We start from the raw sequence: 14,997 nt of genomic DNA, 5'->3' as shown, positions 1-14,997 counted from the left end.
GTCACCAGTTCCTCAGGCGTCAGGCCGCGGACGTAGGTGAAGCAGTAGGCATCCGCCAGCTCGGGGAAGCGCTCGCGGGAGAACCAGGAGTAGTCGTCAGGAGTCGCGATCACCCCGTCATGCTCGCAGCACCCACCGACACAATAAGAGCCATTTCATCCTGGGTAGCGGCCTTCCTCCACGAGCTGCAGCACAAGGATCGCCTGCACGAGCGCGGTCGCTCGGTGCGGGCAACAGCGCAGCCTGGTCAGCACCTTCCAGCCCTTCAAGGTCGCGACGGCACGCTCACCGATGGCCCGGATACGGGCGTGGGCGCGGTTGACGTCCCGCTGCCCGCGTGACAACCAGGGCCGATGGCGATGCCGCTTGAACGGCGTCCGAATCGTGCCGCCCGCGCCTTGATAACCCTTATCCGCAAAGGTCTTCACGCCGGCGCTGGTCAAGGCGTCGATCAGGCCGACCTTCCGAGCGGCGGTCACGTCGTGCACGGCGCCCGGCAGTGCGGGCGAGTCCCACACCGGTCGGCCCATGGGGTCGGCCAGCAGTTGCACGTTCATTCCATGCCGCTTGTGTTTGCCGCTGTAATACGGCCGCTCGTCGGCGAGGCGGTCGATCGGGATGAGAGTGTCGTCCAGGATGGTGTAGGCCAGCCGGGAAGCGCGCTCGACGGCGGGGCGCACGTCGTCGGCCAGGGCGGTCAGGAGATCGACGGCTTCGCGAACGTAGCACCAGGCCCGTGGTGGTCCCCACGGCGAAACCGGCGGCCAGGCGGGCGTAGGTGTCGCCATTGCGCAAGTGGGCCAGGACCAGTAGCGCCAGCTGCGCTGGGTCTAACTTCCACCACCGGGAGCGGCGTTCGGCATGTTTCTATCTCCTTCGGGCTGTTACCACCCTAGCGAATGGTCTGTCCGGAATCTCTGGAGCACCTCATCCAGCTGTAGATCGTGATCTTGCCGTTCAGTGTGGCTGGGCAGGCGAGATGGCAGGTTGGCGCGTGGGATCAGTGTCGTGCCGCGGGCCATGCAACCAGGGCCAGTTCGGCGGTTTCGGTCAGCTCGGCCGCCGCAGCCCCGTCGCGGGCGCGCTGCGACATGCCCTGGATGACCGTGGCGAAGTACGCGGCCAGCGCACGGGGGTTGGCTGCATCGGATAGCTCGCCAGCCTGTTGCGCCATGTGTAGGCGGGCTTCGAAGACGTCCAGGTTCTCGTTGCGTAGGTTGCGCAGAAATGCCTCCACCTCGGCGTCTTGCGGGGTGACGTTGGTGGCTGCGCTGATCGTCAGGCATCCGGCCGGGTGGGCGGGGTCGGGATAGATGACCGCTGCCTCACGCAGGATGCGGGTGAACGCGGCGTGGGCGGTGGGTTCCTCCTCAAGGGCAACGCCCATGAAGGCGCCCACGGGTGAGCGCCCATAGCTGTGCACCACTTCCTTGAACAGAGACTTCTTATCCCCGAAGGCCGCGTACAAGCTGCCAGGCCTGATGCCCATCGCCTCGGTCAGCTCGCCGATGGAGGTGGCCTCGTAGCCGCGTTCCCAGAACAGGCGGGTGGCCGCAGTCAGTGCCGCGGCGCGGTCGAACGCCCTCGGCCGCCCTCGCTTCGCGCGTGTCTCAGTCACTCCTCCATTTTAGAGCGCTCACTCAAGAAGGCGTGCTACCTTATTTATTGAGTTATCGCTCAACAAATCGAGGAGTGGCCAACGGCTATGGGCGCACGCACACTTGAGGGAAAGATCGCACTGGTCACAGGCGGCAGCCGCGGCATAGGCCGGGCCATCGCGCAACGTCTCGGCCGGGACGGCGCCACCATCGCCGTCGCCTACGCCCGCGACGAGACAGCGGCGAACGAGGTCGTTAAACGCATCCGCAAGGACGGCGGCCGGGCCTTCGCCCTGCACGCGGAGTTGGGACGGCGCGGTGACGCGGCCTCCCTGTGGGCTGCTTTCGACGCCCATGCCGACGAATACACACCTGGCGGAGCCGTCGACATCATCGTCAACAACGCCGGCATCGGCCGCAGCTCTGATCTGGCGTCGCTGACCGAGGACGGCTTCGACGAGGTCTTCGCCGTGAACGTCCGCGCACCGTTCTTCATCGTGCAGCAAGGGCTGGAGCGGCTGCGCGACGGAGGGCGGATCATCAACATCTCCAGCGGCGCGGCTCGCCTCGCCATGCCAGAGATCATCGCCTACGGCGCCACCAAGGGCGCACTCGACACCTTCACCCTCAACCTCGCCAAGGAATTAGGGCCCCGAGGCATTACCGCGAACTCGGTGGCGCCCGGCATCATCGACACGGACGTCAACGCAAGCTGGCTACGCGGCAATCCGCAGGCCGAAGCCCACGCGGCGTCCCTGGCCGCGCTGGGCCGGGTCGGGCAGCCGAAAGATGTGGCTGACATCGTGGCCTTCCTCGCCTCCGACGACGCACGCTGGGTGACCGGCCGGGTGATCGACGCGACGGGCGGTTCTGGGCTGTGAGCCTCTCTCCTTGGGCGGGAGCACCCCGCGGTGATTTCCCGCCCGAGGGGGCTCGCTGGCGGGATGCGTTCGAGGACGTGATGAGCCGGGTGGCGAGCCGGTTCGCCCGGGTCGAATCCCGCCGTCGGGCAGCTCGATTGGTACTCGGGCTACTGCCGGACCTACCGCGCAAGAACTGCTGGACGATCGCCGAATGGGCCGGGGAGAGTACCCCGGACGGCATGCAGCACCTGCTTAGTACTCCAGTCGTACTTAGTGATCTCTGAGGCGTTGTCGCTGGTAGTGGCATCGTCGAGCTCGGCTTTGGTGGCATAGCCGCCACGTGGACCATCGGCGGGTGTGGTGCTCATCGAGCGGTGGCCGGGTCGGCGACGCGAACAACCGGCGGATCTCGTTGGCGGAAATCGCGATTGATCGGGCACCGGCCTTCTTATCTGAGGAACCTGCCTGTTCATCCTGTTCGGCCGCGTCGTGCTCGCTCAGGAGCGTGGCACGGGTGACGGCGAGGAAGGCCAGAGCGAGCATGGCCAGGGTCACGTACCGGTACCAGGCCGGATAGCGCCGGACCTGGTAGTGGTCGAGGGCGGCTTCGTTCTTGCCGGTCTGGAAGCATTCCTCGATCGTCCAGCGGATGCCGGTGACGGCCACCAGGCGGCCAAGCGGTACTGGAGTCGGGGTGTGGCACCGGTAGAAGGCCGGTTCAGAGGGCTTGCTGATGGAGCGGCGGATCAGCAGGCGGTGGGCTGGGCCGGTGGTGGCGATCAGCACCCAGTCATAGCGCCGCTCTCCTTTCCATCACACCTGAACGATCACAGCGGTGGCCGTCCGTCGTGGTTGTGGCCCTAGCCCTACAGCTTCACATGCGCACAAGCTTGCCCAATCTCACGATCTGCGGCTGGAGTACTAAGCGACGGCCGGCGTCAAACTAAGCAAATCCGCAGGGAAAGGCATGGGCAGCAGGAGGGCGCGCCCGACCCAGTGGATTCCCGACCGCAATGCTACGAACCGGGCCGGAAACCGAGTTCTCTCTGCTCAGAGCAGATCTGCCCCAGGCAGATCGTGTCGACGCCGATCCGGATCGCCCCACATGATGGACGCATGGGTGAAGAATCGAAACTTCCACTGTTCAACGCGCGGGTAAGACATCAGCTTTACGAGCGGCGTGTTCTCGTTCTCGACGGCCCTCTCGATGATGACAATGGGACGTTGCTCGCCACGCAATTGATAGCACTCGCCACGCAGGATGCGTCGACCGATATCGCGTTGTGGATTCACTCCCCGGGCGGCTCGGTTCCATCGATGCTTGCGATCCGTGACATCATTCGACTCATTCCCTGTGACGTGTCGACCCTCGTTCTGGGCATCGCCTACAGCGCCGGGCAATTCTTGCTGTCATCGGGTACCCGAGGGAAGCGCCGCGCTCTGCCGCACGCACGTGTCCTGATGCACCAAGGCTCGGCCGGAATCGGCGGCACCGCAGTCGACATCGAACTGCAGGCCGGCGACCTTCGGCATACTCGCGACACGGTGCTCGGTCTTATCGCCGAGGACACGGGTCAGCCCGTAGAGCGCATATTCGAGGATTCTCTGCATGATCGCTGGTACACAGCGCAAGAGGCACTGGACTACGGCTTCATAGACGCAATCGTCCAGAGCTTCAACGAAATCGCGCCACACAATCGCCCACGGCCCGGATTCGGCGTCACCGAAGGAGTCGGCCAGTGACCACGTACACGATCCCTAACGTCATCGCCCGGAATTCTCGTGGCGAGCGGATCATGGATGTCTACTCGCACCTGCTCACCGAGCGAATCGTCTATCTGGGAACCGCAATTGATGCGGGCGTCGCGAACGCGCTCGTCGCACAGCTTATTTTTCTGGAGTCAGACAACCCCGATGCCGACATACAATTCTATATCAACTGCGAAGGCGGAGACCCGAGCGCAATGCTCGCGATATATGACACCATGCGCTATATCCGCCCGCGGGTTGAGACAACCTGCGTTGGACAGGCCATCGCGGTGGGTGCCGTCCTTCTCGCCGCAGGCGCCGAGGGAAAACGTGCCGCTCTCCCGCACGCACGAGTAATCCTGCACCAACCGGCTGCTCAGGGGCGCGGAACGATCCCCGATCTCATCTTGCAAGCCGACGAGGTCGTACGTGTCCGAGCAGACATCGAGCGCATACTGTCACGGCACACGGGCCAGACTATCGAGACCCTACGCGCCGACACCAATCACGATCGCGTGTTCACCGCGACCGCAGCCTTGGAGTACGGGCTCCTCGATGAGATCATCGAGGAGCATTCATAGGCTCGTGGATGATCCCGGCAGGCCACGCTACGCGGCCAGAGCATACGCCGCCGAGCAGGTAGCACCTCTCGACGTGCTGCTCTGAGCAGACCGCAAGCTCTCGGCAACGGCAAGGGTCAGATCGACCAGGGTGACATCCAGCGCGCCGGCGACCGCAGCGATCATTTCGCTCGATGGCTCTTTGAGGCCTCGTTCCATCTCGGAGAGATACTGCGGCGAGACGCCGGCGCGACGCGCCGTCTCGCTCAACTTCTCGCCCCGCTCGTGACGAAGACCTCTGAGACACTCACCGAGCGCGTGCCGCCACAGCGGCTCGCGAGCCGGAGACGGCTTGGGATCGGTCCGATCGATCGCCGGACGTAGCGGCGGGACAGAGGAGGCCATGCCTCACCATAGGTAGACGGCGCGTTCGAGTTCTGCTGGCTTCGCGCAGAGCAGAACCGTCCCCGCCTCCTCCGTCCCGGCCCTCGGGGCCGGTGAGGATCGCAACTCGAACTCTGATGTGCGAGCCGAACTGACATCGCTGGAGGGCGAGCAGCACATCGTATGCGCGTCGTTATGCGTGGCGGGATGGGTGTTGAGGCCGAGTTGTTGCAGGTCAGGCCCTATGTGACAACCTATGGACAGGACTCTGCAAAACCGTCGGCTCGGCCTGTGCGGATTCCTTGGGCCAAGGGTTTGCGGCATCTCAGCCTGAGCAATGTCAGTCGGACGGAGCATCCGGGGGCGTTCGATACCCAGTTCACCGCAGGCCGATGCGCTGACCTGTGATCACTAGCGTCTGATCGTTTAAAGTCATGCACTCCGATGATCAGGAGGCCGGTATGCCGTGCTTGCTCGATGAGCTGGACGACAGCGTTTACATCAGCTACAGGCAGTTCATGCTGCACGGCGTGCGCCGGTTGCACAGCGCGGAGCCGGCGAACGTGATCGTCGAGATGGAAGACCAGGTCTATGTGTATCTCTCGGACGGCAGGTGCCGGATCGAGGCCTGGGATGAGGAATCGCCCGCGCCTGACGGGTCCTGGCAGGCAATGGCGACGGCACGATGCGTGGCGGACACCGGCGTGGTCGGACTGTCCAGCTTGATGTCCGGCGGGTCGGGGCGGAGAATCCTGATCGGACCGCCCTTTTTCGAGTACGGCCTGCGCATCTTCGTCGGCGCTCAGGGGCTCCTGCTGAGATTCTGGCCGATCAAAGATGTCTTTGATCCCACACAGCACGCCCGGCCTGCCGGACTCGCCTCAACACTTATCCCCGCCGACGTCGTTGAGGTGCGGTCGCAGTTCGGAGACTGGCCGTCCTCCCGGCCCTTGCCCGCACTTCCCACGCCCCGGGGCCGGGCCGCGATGGGAAGGGGACTCTCCAACCTGATACCGCCTGGCCTCCTGCCCGCTGAGCTGACAGCCGATCAGGGCGGCGACTCCCCGAAGACCGAGGGCGTCGACTGGGAGGCTGACATGTCGCCGGAGTGGCGGGAAAATCAGCGGAAGGCAGAGGAGGACCAACGCCAGGTCGACGAGCTGCTCGGTGATCTACGTTGGCAAGTGCTCACTCACGCGCCGTTCGACCTCATGGAATGGCCCGAGGAAAGTCGCGACCGCTATCTGAACGAGCTGCGCTCCGGAGTGCGGATCGCCAAGCGTCTCAATCCGGACGGCATGCGGACCTTCCGGCTTCGTGGCGAGGACATCCAGCTCTCCACCGGTCGCGCACCCGGGTTGTCCTGCCGGGCGTGGTGCTGGGGTGCCGAGGATGAGCCCTGGGGTGACACCCTCATGACCTCACGTGAGGTGCTGGCCCGCGACGTGCTCGGACGCAGACAACTGATCACCGGAATCGTGACGATACTGCGCGGTGAGAACGGTGTGGTGGAGGTGCGCGACGCCACGGGGCCCGAGATCGAGCGAGTGGTCGCGGCTGAACGCACATGGGCGAAGACCCGGGACTGAAAACTGTGCGCCCGGTTCAACGGAATGTCGGAAACAGGCGGCACCGTCACAGGAAAATCCTGATCTCTGAGTGACCAACTGGGTGACAACGACCACGGACGGGCATGGACAACCGTGGATCACGGGTTGCGTCCACCGGTCAGGTCGATATTTGTCCTGGTCAGGCACGTGCTTGAGTTGCCTTACAAGCGAGATGTCACTGGTTCGACCCCAGTAGTGCCCACCACAAGCCCCTCACCTGCGAAAACAGGTTTTTGCCGCCGAACCACCTCTTAGCGGCCTGGCCGAGGTTCGCTTCGGTACGGCCGTGCCCGATAGGGGCGCCGGGATCGGCGGCGCACTTCGCCGCGCCCGCTTGGCGCCGTAACCCGAGAAAGCAGTGGCCGCGCGGGCTCGGGGCCACATACGTTCGCCTCCATGGTTGACACAGCTTTCGGGCATCCGCGCCTCGCCGCCATCTACGACCCACTCGATCCGGACCGCAGCGATCTCGACGCGTATCTCGCGATGGCGGAGGAGTTCGGCGCGCGGTCCGTGCTGGACATCGGGTGCGGTACGGGCGTGTTCGCGCTGCTGCTCGCCGAGCGCGGGATTACGGTCACCGGGATCGATCCCGCGCGGGCGTCCGTCGACGTCGCGCGTGGCAAGCCGGGCGCGGAGCGGGTGCGCTGGCTCGACGGCGACGCGGGGGACCTGCCGCCCATGCAGATCGACCTGGTGACGATGACCGGGAACGTCGCCCAGGCGATCGCCGATCCGCAGGCATGGCGTACGACGCTGCGCGGCGCGTACGAGGCGCTGCGGCCCGGCGGGCGGCTTGTCTTCGAGACGCGCGATCCGGCGCAGCGCGTGTGGGAGGAGTGGGCGGAGTGGACGCGCGAGACCACGTACCGCATGACGGACATCCCGGGCGTCGGCCACGTCGAGACCTGGGCCGAGCTGACGGACGTGAGCCTGCCGCTGGTGAGCTTCCGGGGTACGCACGTGTTCGCTGCGGACGGGGACGTACTGACCTCGGAATCGACACTTCGCTTCCGCGAACGTACGGAGATCGAGCGGGACTTACACGAGCACGGCTTCGTCGTCGAGGACGTACGCGACGCACCCGACCGGCCGGGCAGGGAGTTCGTGTTCGTGGCGCGGCGCGGTACCGCGGAGCCCGTCCCTCCCGGAATACCCTAGGGAGCGTGCGCACCACACAGCGCCGAGCAGACGGGACTTTGAAGACACTCCCTAGTCGGATACGGCTTGACCTCCGAACGCAGATTCCACATAAAGGGGGCTCTGGCTCACTTTCGGTGGTAACGGAGCGTGTGCATCGAGCTGACGTCGCGGAGCTGGTCGGTTTCCTCACCAAATGTTTGTGAGACCGTGTGCTCGCCCCTGACCGTGCTCACCGGACTGGGCTATGGCATCCTTCTGACCAGCTAATTCGTCTTAAGCGCGTCTTTATCGCCCGCGATCACGCTTGGTCACCACCGAAAGTGAGCCAGAGCCACTTTTACATGGCCACGGACAACTTTCATTCTTCGCTTCCTGCGAGGCCGGGAGTGACCTTGCCGAGGAACGTGACGTGGGTGAGTGACCAACTGGGTGGCAACGACCATGGACGGTGCCGGACACCAGTGGACGGCCAGGGACCGTAGCCGCAGGTCGGGGCAGGTAGTCCCCCTGGTCGGGGACCTGCTCGGATCGTCTTACAAGCGAGATGTCACTGGTTCGAACCCAGTAGTGCCCACCCAGCCAAAACGCCCCGTATCCGATCTCCGGAAAGAGGTGTGAGTAACTAACTCCCGAAAATGTCGTCCATGGCCTCGGAACCCCAGCATGTGCGCCCAAGGCCGCAGCCGGAGAGCCTTGTACTCAGGGCATGTGCCCAACTTCCAGCAGGTGCGGATCATTCGTCGGGCGTGCTCGCGGACCGGTAGTGCGTCCAGGTGCAGGCCCGGCTTCAAGCCCGTCCCGTGGTAGCGCTCGCAGGACGCCGGCAGGCTCAACCGCCCCCGACCGCCGCAGGCCGGACACGACAGCCGGTGGTCGACGGTGCCGGAGGCTTCGGCGCCCTTGGTGGCGTACTTGGCGATGTAGCCGGCCACCGCCGGCTCGCTCTTACAGGGACGGTAGGCCCGTACCGTCCCGCTCTTCTCCCGCCGAGTGTGCACCGGTCCGAACGAGGGAGCGGTGAGCGTGGGTCACCTGTGGTCTTGTGGTGCGCTTGGGGCGGGCCCCGTCCGTCCCCCGGACCGCGAACCTGAGCACGCGGTCCGGGCTGTGCGCTATCGCGTCATGCGGAGGCTGTGCCGGACTGGCCTCCCTGGTCCAGCAGGGCGTTGATCATCTCCTGGAGTTCGGCGCGTCCAGTGGTGCCGAGCGCGCCGGACAGGGCCTGGGCGAGCTTGTCGAAGGGGTCGTCCATCGGCAGCTCTTTCACCTTCTCGGCCAGTTCCTCCACGCTCCATAGCCCGTCCTTGTGGATGTGGCCGCCGAGGGACCAGCCTTGGTTGACCGCGACCGTACCGCCTCGCACCGACAGCACCTGGCCGGTGATCGGGCAGGCTGAACTGGCCAGGTAGGCGGCGACAGGCGCGCTGGCGGCCGGGTGCAGGGGGTCGAACCGGGGCGCCGGCGGTTCCTGACTCATGCCGGGGACGCCGAGGGTGAGTCTGGTGCGGGCCATCGACGGCGAGATGCAGTTGACCCGCACGCCGTAGCGGCCCAGTTCGAGGGCGGCCACGGCGGTTAGCGCCGCTACCCCGGCGTTGCCCGCCGCGTAGGAGACCTGCGCGGGCAGCGGGTTGAGCAGTCCGGAGCCGGAGGAGGTGTTGACGACGGCGCGGTCGGCGCGGGCCCCTGCCTGGAACCGGTCGCGCCAGTGGCGGGCCGCCCAGTGCGTCACCGCGAAAGTGCCCTTGAGCTTGACGGCCAGGACGTCATCGAAGTCCTCCTCCGACAGGTCGGTCAGGCCCATGCTCCGTTCGATGGTCGCGTTGTTGACCACTACGTGCAGGTCGCCGAAGGACTGCAGGGCCGTCTCCACCATGCGGCGGGCGCCGTCCCAGTCGGCGACGCTGTCGGTGTTGGCCACGGCCTGTCCGCCACACGCGGTGATCTCCTCGACGACGTCTGCCGCCACGCCGGCGTCGCCACCTGTGCCGTCGATGGCGACGCCGGGGTCGTTGACGACGACCTTGGCGCCCTCGGCGGCGAAGAACAGCGCCTCCTCCCGCCCGATGCCGCGCCCTGCTCCGGTGATGAGGACGACACGTCCGTCCAGGCTCCCCATGCTGACCACCCTTCAGTTACTACAGTCACTGTAGCAATGCATTGTATGCACTAATGCAGGCTCTTAAGTAAAGTGGCTCACATGGTGGAGAAACTGGGACTGCGGGAGCGCAAGAAGCAACGCACCCGGCAGGCATTGATCGACGCGGCGGTGCGCCTGTTCGAGGACAGGGGCTACGACCAGGTGACCGTGGCCGAGATCACCGACGCCGCGGAGGTGTCCCCCCGCACCTTCTTCCTTCATTTTCAGACCAAGGAGGACGTGCTCTTGGCCAACACCGACGTGCGCGTCGATCTGGCGCTGGAGGCGATCGCCGAGCGCCACGCCGGGGAGCGGCTGCCTGAAGTGCTGGTGAGGGCGATGGACCAGATGATCTTCAACGCCTGGGATCACGACCTGTCCAGCGGCCTCGCAGCGCTTCGGGCGCGGCTGGCGGCCTCGGAACCGGCGCTGCAGGCCCGGCTGCTGCAGCGGTACCTCACCGCTCAGGCCGAACTGGCCCAGGCGCTGCAGCGGGCCTTCCCCGACCGGCTCGACACGACCACCGCCCCCGCCCTGGTCGGCGCGATGGTGGGCGCGGTCAGCGCGTCCGCGGTCAGCGCGCTGCAGCGCGGCGACGGACCTGACGAGGTACGGAACGCCATGCGGCAGGCCATGGCCTTGGTGGCGCGATCAGTCGCCTGACCGATGATCGCGGTTGACCCAGGCCCGCGTCGCCTTGATGAACTCCAGCTGTTCGGCAGACACCCCACGCTCCAGCTGGCTCGCGAGCCTGTGCACGCAGGTGGACGCGACGCCAATAACAAATCAACCTCTAACCGCAGGACCTGGCTTGCCTGTTGGTGTTCCGGCTTCTTGATGTGTTGGTGGGACTTCGGAGAATCTGAAGGTCCATCGTCCTGGTCGTTCGTCTTGCTGTGAGGTGAAGGCGAGGTGGCAGGGGTTGGCGGTGGTGCGAGATCTTCGGGTGGCTTGGTCCAGGTGGCGATGGGCTGCCAGCAGCATCACCTGCATCTGTTCGGCAAAGGCGATACCGAGTACAGCGACAACGCCCGTGATGAGACGGCCCTTGAGCAGCAACTAATCGGTGGCGATAGCTGCGACCACCGGAAGGAAGGCGACAACCCACATCAGGATCACCCCATGACCATATGCGCATCCGGTGATCGACCGGCGAGTGCCGAAGGGCACCTCTGCCGGCCGCAGGGGGTGCCGAACGGCATCTGGTCCACCAGCCGGCCGGGCCGGGAGGCTTGACGCATGAAATCCTTCACTTCTGGCCGGTACGGCTACGCGGCCGCGCTGTGGGCGCTGCTCTACGGTGCGCTCGGCGCCGGATGGGCGCTGGGGATGCCCGGCTTCCCCTGGGGTGCCGAGGACCCCGACCTCGACGGGCAACTGTCGATCCTGGCCTGGACGACCCCGAGCTTCGGATGGTGGATCGTCGCCTTCTCGGTGATCACCGCGGTGACGGCGCTGGCGCTGAACCGCAGGAGCAGCAACCGAGCGCCGTTGTTCCTGGCCTGGCCGAGCGCCGCGCTCCTGATCCTGGTGATCCCCGACTTCCGGGTGATGATGGGTGTCGCCTACACGCCGCTGCTGCTGGTCGCCCCCGTCTTCGGCTGGGACCTGGGCGGCACCACGCTGGCCGACGCCTGGACCTGGCCGGTGCTCAACCAGTTCGTGTGCGCGCTCGGCGGTCTGCTGCTGGCCGCCGCGGCCCTGGCCTACACCCGCGACCAGAAGCGCAAGAGCTGGTTCACCCCGGAGCGCGGGCGCATCGCGGTGTACGTGGCGGTCGCGGTGCCGTTGTTCTACTGCGCCACCCGGTGGGCATGGGTGCTGGGCATCCCCCTCGGCGTGAGCGAGGGCTTCCTGGCCGACGCCCCGCAGAGCCTGTGGCTGGCGGGCGCCTACCTGGCCACCTTCGGCGCGTGCGGCGGCGTGCTCACCCTGGGGCTGACCCAGGGATGGGGAGTGACCTTCCCGCGCTGGATGATCGGAGTGCGTGGCAAGCGAGTGCCGCCGCTGATGGCGGTCATCCCCGCCGGGTTCGTCTCGATCATCGTCACCGTGGCCGGGATCACCTACATCAGGTCGACGATCGCCGGCCGGTTTTCCTGGGCCGACTGGGGAGCCTGGCTGCCGGAATGCTTCTGGCCGGTCTGGGGCGCCGCCCTGGCCATCGCCACCGTCTGCTACCACGAGCGCCGCAAGTCGGACGAGCAGCAGGCGGGGGCCGCCCACGCGATCCTGGCCGGCGACAGCGCCGGGCGCTGAACCTCACGCGAGCGGTACGGGGCCTCTCACAGGCCCGCCGCTCCGTCGATGCGCTCGCGGAGCAGGTCAGCGTGGCCGTTGTGCCGGGCGTACTCCTCGATCATGTGAATGAGCACCCAGCGCAGCGACACCGTTCCGCGCCAAGCGTCCTCCCCGGTGAGGTCGAGGTCGGCCGCGGCGGCGACGGAGGCGGGGCCGGCGACGGCGACATCGAAGTCGCCGTCGGGCCAGGAGGTCCAGCGGACGTTCGAGAAGATCACTGACTACTACGACCTGATGAATCGCCTCATGACCCTGGGACGGCATGTCGCCTGGTGTCGTGAAATCGCGGAGGGCGCGAAAGTCCCGTCAGGCGGGAGCATGCTCGACATCGCCACCGGAACCGGCGTCATCGCTCTTGCCGCACTGGAGAAATATCCGAACTCGACCATCCACGCCGTCGATTTCTCGGAGCGGATGCTGGCGGAGGCGGCGAGGAAACCGGAGGCCTCCGCCATCACGTGGCAGCATGCGGACGCGAACGACCTGCCTTTCGGCGACGAGTTCTTCGATGCCGTCACGCACGGCTATCTCCTGCGGAACGTGGAGAATGTCGAGCGCGTGCTCGAAGAGCAGTTCGGTGCGCGCAGCCGCGTGCGGGCGTGGTCCGCGATCAGGGCTCGGCTCTGCCGGTCGCCCATGCCCAGGCCGCGATGGCGACGCGGTTTCTGCTGCCGGTCTTGCGCTGGATGGCCGCGATGTGGTTCTTCACGGTACCCGGGGAGAGGAAGAGTTCCGCAGCGATCTCGGCGTTGGTCCTGCCGTACGCGAGTAGTGCCACGACCTCGTCCTCCCGCTCGGTGAGGACGACGTTCGGTGTCTGGCGCGGCAGGCCGTGGCGGCGCAGCAGCCGGACGGTGAGCTGCGGGCTGATCAGCATGTCGCCGTTCATCGCGGCCCTGATGGCCTCGATGAGCAGGGTGGGGCCGGAGCGTTTGAGGATGAACCCGGCGGCGCCGTGCCGCAGTGCCGCGTGGACGTACTCGTCCAGACCGAACGTCGTGACGATCACCACGTGGATGTCGGTGCCGGCGAGGGCGCGGGCCACCTCGATGCCGTCGGCTCCGGGCATCCGGATGTCGGCGAGCACGACGTCAGGTTCGATCGCCTTGGCGGTGTCGATTGCGGTGCGGCCGTCGGCGGCCTCGGCCACGACGGTCATGTCCGGCTGGGCGTCGAGAATCATGCGGAAGGCGCTTCGGATGCCTTCCTGGTCGTCGGCGATGAGGATGCGGGTGGACACTCCGGCGATTGTGCCAGCAACAGATACACGGTCAGCGACCACCCATCGCGTACCGCCCTCGTGACCAGTTCGCCGCCCTGCGCCCGGACAAGCTCGGTCAGACCGGGCAGGCCGGACCCGCTACGCCGGCCGTCTCGCGCTCGCGTCACGCCGTCGTTGGTCATCGTGATCTCCAGGCGGCCGGGTCCGGCGCTGACGTCCAGGTCGACGCGGCCGGCCTGGGGAGCGTGCCGCCGGACGTTGGTGAGGCCTTCGACCACGATCCGGTAGGCCAGAGCGGCCGTCTCCGGCGGGATCGCCACCTGCCGGTCCAGTTGCGGGTCCATGCGCAGGTGGACCGGCGCGGGTCCGGCGACGGAGAACCGTTCGGCCGCCTCACGGATGCCGCTGAGGCCACCGGTGGAGGTGAGAGGCCGGTCGTGGTGGAGCATGTCCAGGGTACGGTCCAGCATCGACATGGCGCGCTGGCCCGCCACCTCGACGCGTTCGAGCGCCTGCCGCGGATCACCCACGATCCTGCCCGCCTGGGCGTGCGCCACCATTTCGCTGATGTCGTGAGCGACGAAGTCGTGCAGGTCTCTGGCGAGCTGGAGTCGCAACGCGGTTCGGGTGTCGGCCACAGCGCGGGCCTGCCGTACATCGAGAAAGCGCAGGTAACCCCCCACCGCGGCGGCAAGGACCGCGCCCGCCCCCCAGAACGCGCACACGCCCAGCCCTTCCAGCGGTGAGGCCGGCGTGAAGAAGCGCAGCAGCCAGGTGGCCGCGGCCATGCCCGCCACGGGCGCGGCCAGCGCCGCCCGCCGAGCCGACGCGTACCGGGTGATCAGGCCGGCCAGCGTCATGAGCGCCAGGCTCTCGATCATTCCCAGCGCGGCGGCACCCGGCTCGGGCCGCACGACGCCAATGACGTGAGCCAGCGTGACGGCCAGCGAGCCGACCGCGCCCACACACGTCAGCGTGGGCAAACGCGACCGCAGCGCCGAGCGTGACAGCGCCACCACTGTCACGCAAACCAGCAGCGACAGTGACACGGCGATCCACATCAAGCCCACCGGACCGACGATACGTGCCCCTGTCCCCCCGGCCACAGGTGCCGTTCGGTACTCTCACCGGCGGCCGAAGGTGCCGAACGGCACCTGGTCCGGCTGGGCCACCCTCCGGCGACGCTCATCACCTGAACATCATGACTTTCCCCTGGCGAGGCTACGCGGCGGCGCTGTGGGCGCTGCCCTACGGCGCGCTCGGCTCTGCGTGGGGACTCGGGCTGCCCGGCTATCCCTGGGGTGCCTCCGATCCCGACCCGGACGCCGCGCTGTCGATCCTGGCCGGAACGACACCGCGCTTTGGCCTTTCGGCCTGCTCATCATCGTGGCGGCGCCGGCGCTGACCCGCAGGAGCGATCGTTGTGC

The 14,997-nt window shown here is 66.8% G+C and carries 16 protein-coding genes and 5 pseudogenes; 11 read left to right on the top strand and 10 right to left on the bottom strand.

Annotation, left to right across the window (positions count from 1 at the left end):
- The 3 genes and pseudogenes from ABZ260_RS08055 to ABZ260_RS08045 form a co-directional block, all read right to left on the bottom strand.
- A partial coding sequence (locus ABZ260_RS08055; protein WP_355614175.1) for a DUF6461 domain-containing protein occupies window positions 1-113 on the bottom strand: 113 nt, incomplete at its 3' end.
- 42 nt (window positions 114-155) lie between these two features.
- A pseudogene (locus ABZ260_RS08050) lies at window positions 156-891 on the bottom strand (transposase family protein).
- Window positions 892-1,000: 109 nt separating this feature from the next.
- Window positions 1,001-1,618: a TetR/AcrR family transcriptional regulator gene (locus ABZ260_RS08045; RefSeq protein WP_355614166.1), complete on the bottom strand. Its 618-nt coding sequence runs from the start codon at window positions 1,616-1,618 to the stop codon at window positions 1,001-1,003.
- Window positions 1,619-1,705: 87 nt separating this feature from the next.
- On the opposite strand from ABZ260_RS08045, the gene ABZ260_RS08040 reads away from it, so the two are divergent.
- Window positions 1,706-2,479, top strand: a complete 774-nt coding sequence (locus ABZ260_RS08040) for an SDR family oxidoreductase (RefSeq protein WP_355614163.1) — start codon at window positions 1,706-1,708, stop codon at window positions 2,477-2,479.
- A gap of 80 nt (window positions 2,480-2,559) precedes the next feature.
- Window positions 2,560-2,715: pseudogene (locus tag ABZ260_RS08035) on the top strand (IS701 family transposase); the annotation flags it as partial.
- A 256-nt stretch (window positions 2,716-2,971) separates the two neighbouring features.
- Here ABZ260_RS08035 and ABZ260_RS08030 read toward each other — a convergent pair.
- Window positions 2,972-3,220: pseudogene (locus ABZ260_RS08030) on the bottom strand (IS701 family transposase); the annotation flags it as partial.
- Between the two features lie 357 nt (window positions 3,221-3,577).
- Between ABZ260_RS08030 and ABZ260_RS08025 the strand changes: the two are divergent.
- Window positions 3,578-4,204 carry an ATP-dependent Clp protease proteolytic subunit gene (locus tag ABZ260_RS08025; protein ID WP_355564267.1) on the top strand — a complete coding sequence of 209 codons (627 nt, stop codon included), beginning with the start codon at window positions 3,578-3,580 and terminating at the stop codon, window positions 4,202-4,204.
- Complete coding sequence (locus ABZ260_RS08020) at window positions 4,201-4,791, top strand: ATP-dependent Clp protease proteolytic subunit (protein ID WP_355614160.1); 591 nt, start codon at window positions 4,201-4,203, stop codon at window positions 4,789-4,791. Before ABZ260_RS08025 ends, ABZ260_RS08020 begins: the two co-directional genes overlap by 4 nt.
- A gap of 27 nt (window positions 4,792-4,818) precedes the next feature.
- On the opposite strand, the gene ABZ260_RS08015 is transcribed toward ABZ260_RS08020, so the two are convergent.
- Window positions 4,819-5,175, bottom strand: a complete 357-nt coding sequence (locus ABZ260_RS08015) for a helix-turn-helix transcriptional regulator (RefSeq protein ID WP_355564273.1) — start codon at window positions 5,173-5,175, stop codon at window positions 4,819-4,821.
- Window positions 5,176-5,615: 440 nt separating this feature from the next.
- Between ABZ260_RS08015 and ABZ260_RS08010 the strand changes: the two genes are divergently transcribed.
- Window positions 5,616-6,743, top strand: coding sequence for a hypothetical protein (locus ABZ260_RS08010; RefSeq protein WP_355614157.1), 1,128 nt, complete (start codon window positions 5,616-5,618; stop codon window positions 6,741-6,743).
- Window positions 6,744-7,160: 417 nt separating this feature from the next.
- Window positions 7,161-7,925, top strand: coding sequence for a class I SAM-dependent methyltransferase (locus ABZ260_RS08005; RefSeq protein WP_355614154.1), 765 nt, complete (start codon window positions 7,161-7,163; stop codon window positions 7,923-7,925).
- A 515-nt stretch (window positions 7,926-8,440) separates the two neighbouring features.
- Here ABZ260_RS08005 and ABZ260_RS08000 read toward each other — a convergent pair.
- Window positions 8,441-8,839, bottom strand: coding sequence for a replication initiator (locus ABZ260_RS08000; protein WP_355614151.1), 399 nt, complete (start codon window positions 8,837-8,839; stop codon window positions 8,441-8,443).
- Window positions 8,840-9,027: 188 nt separating this feature from the next.
- On the bottom strand, window positions 9,028-10,026 hold the full coding sequence (locus ABZ260_RS07995; RefSeq protein WP_355614148.1) for an SDR family NAD(P)-dependent oxidoreductase: 999 nt from the start codon (window positions 10,024-10,026) through the stop codon (window positions 9,028-9,030).
- 81 nt (window positions 10,027-10,107) lie between these two features.
- On the opposite strand from ABZ260_RS07995, the gene ABZ260_RS07990 reads away from it, so the two are divergent.
- From ABZ260_RS07990 to ABZ260_RS07980, 3 genes are all read left to right on the top strand, one after another.
- Window positions 10,108-10,710, top strand: coding sequence for a helix-turn-helix domain-containing protein (locus ABZ260_RS07990; protein ID WP_355564280.1), 603 nt, complete (start codon window positions 10,108-10,110; stop codon window positions 10,708-10,710).
- A gap of 288 nt (window positions 10,711-10,998) precedes the next feature.
- The gene (locus tag ABZ260_RS07985) at window positions 10,999-11,283 is read left to right on the top strand and encodes a hypothetical protein (RefSeq protein ID WP_355614145.1); all 285 of its coding nucleotides are present in this window, start codon (window positions 10,999-11,001) and stop codon (window positions 11,281-11,283) included.
- 3 nt (window positions 11,284-11,286) lie between these two features.
- Complete coding sequence (locus tag ABZ260_RS07980; protein WP_355614142.1) at window positions 11,287-12,306, top strand: hypothetical protein; 1,020 nt, start codon at window positions 11,287-11,289, stop codon at window positions 12,304-12,306.
- A 26-nt stretch (window positions 12,307-12,332) separates the two neighbouring features.
- On the opposite strand, the pseudogene ABZ260_RS07975 reads toward ABZ260_RS07980, so the two are convergent.
- A pseudogene (locus tag ABZ260_RS07975) lies at window positions 12,333-12,566 on the bottom strand (DUF664 domain-containing protein); the annotation flags it as partial.
- Between the two features lie 16 nt (window positions 12,567-12,582).
- On the opposite strand from ABZ260_RS07975, the pseudogene ABZ260_RS07970 reads away from it, so the two are divergent.
- Window positions 12,583-12,864: pseudogene (locus tag ABZ260_RS07970) on the top strand (methyltransferase domain-containing protein); the annotation flags it as partial.
- Window positions 12,865-12,958: 94 nt separating this feature from the next.
- Here the strand turns inward: ABZ260_RS07970 and ABZ260_RS07965 are convergent.
- Both ABZ260_RS07965 and ABZ260_RS07960 read right to left on the bottom strand, forming a co-directional pair.
- The gene (locus ABZ260_RS07965; protein ID WP_355614139.1) at window positions 12,959-13,588 is read right to left on the bottom strand and encodes a response regulator transcription factor; all 630 of its coding nucleotides are present in this window, start codon (window positions 13,586-13,588) and stop codon (window positions 12,959-12,961) included.
- On the bottom strand, window positions 13,528-14,631 hold the full coding sequence (locus ABZ260_RS07960) for a histidine kinase (protein WP_355614172.1): 1,104 nt from the start codon (window positions 14,629-14,631) through the stop codon (window positions 13,528-13,530). Before ABZ260_RS07960 ends, ABZ260_RS07965 begins: the two co-directional genes overlap by 61 nt.
- A gap of 140 nt (window positions 14,632-14,771) precedes the next feature.
- On the opposite strand from ABZ260_RS07960, the gene ABZ260_RS07955 reads away from it, so the two are divergent.
- Window positions 14,772-14,975 (top strand): hypothetical protein, encoded by a 204-nt coding sequence (locus ABZ260_RS07955; protein ID WP_355614136.1) that lies wholly within the window; start codon window positions 14,772-14,774, stop codon window positions 14,973-14,975.
- Window positions 14,976-14,997: the final 22 nt, after the last annotated feature.

This window comes from Streptosporangium sp. NPDC006013 (assembly GCF_040614275.1).
In the GTDB taxonomy this organism is placed as follows: Bacteria; Actinomycetota; Actinomycetes; order Streptosporangiales; family Streptosporangiaceae; genus Streptosporangium.
This window is presented reverse-complemented; position numbering and strand designations above follow the sequence as displayed.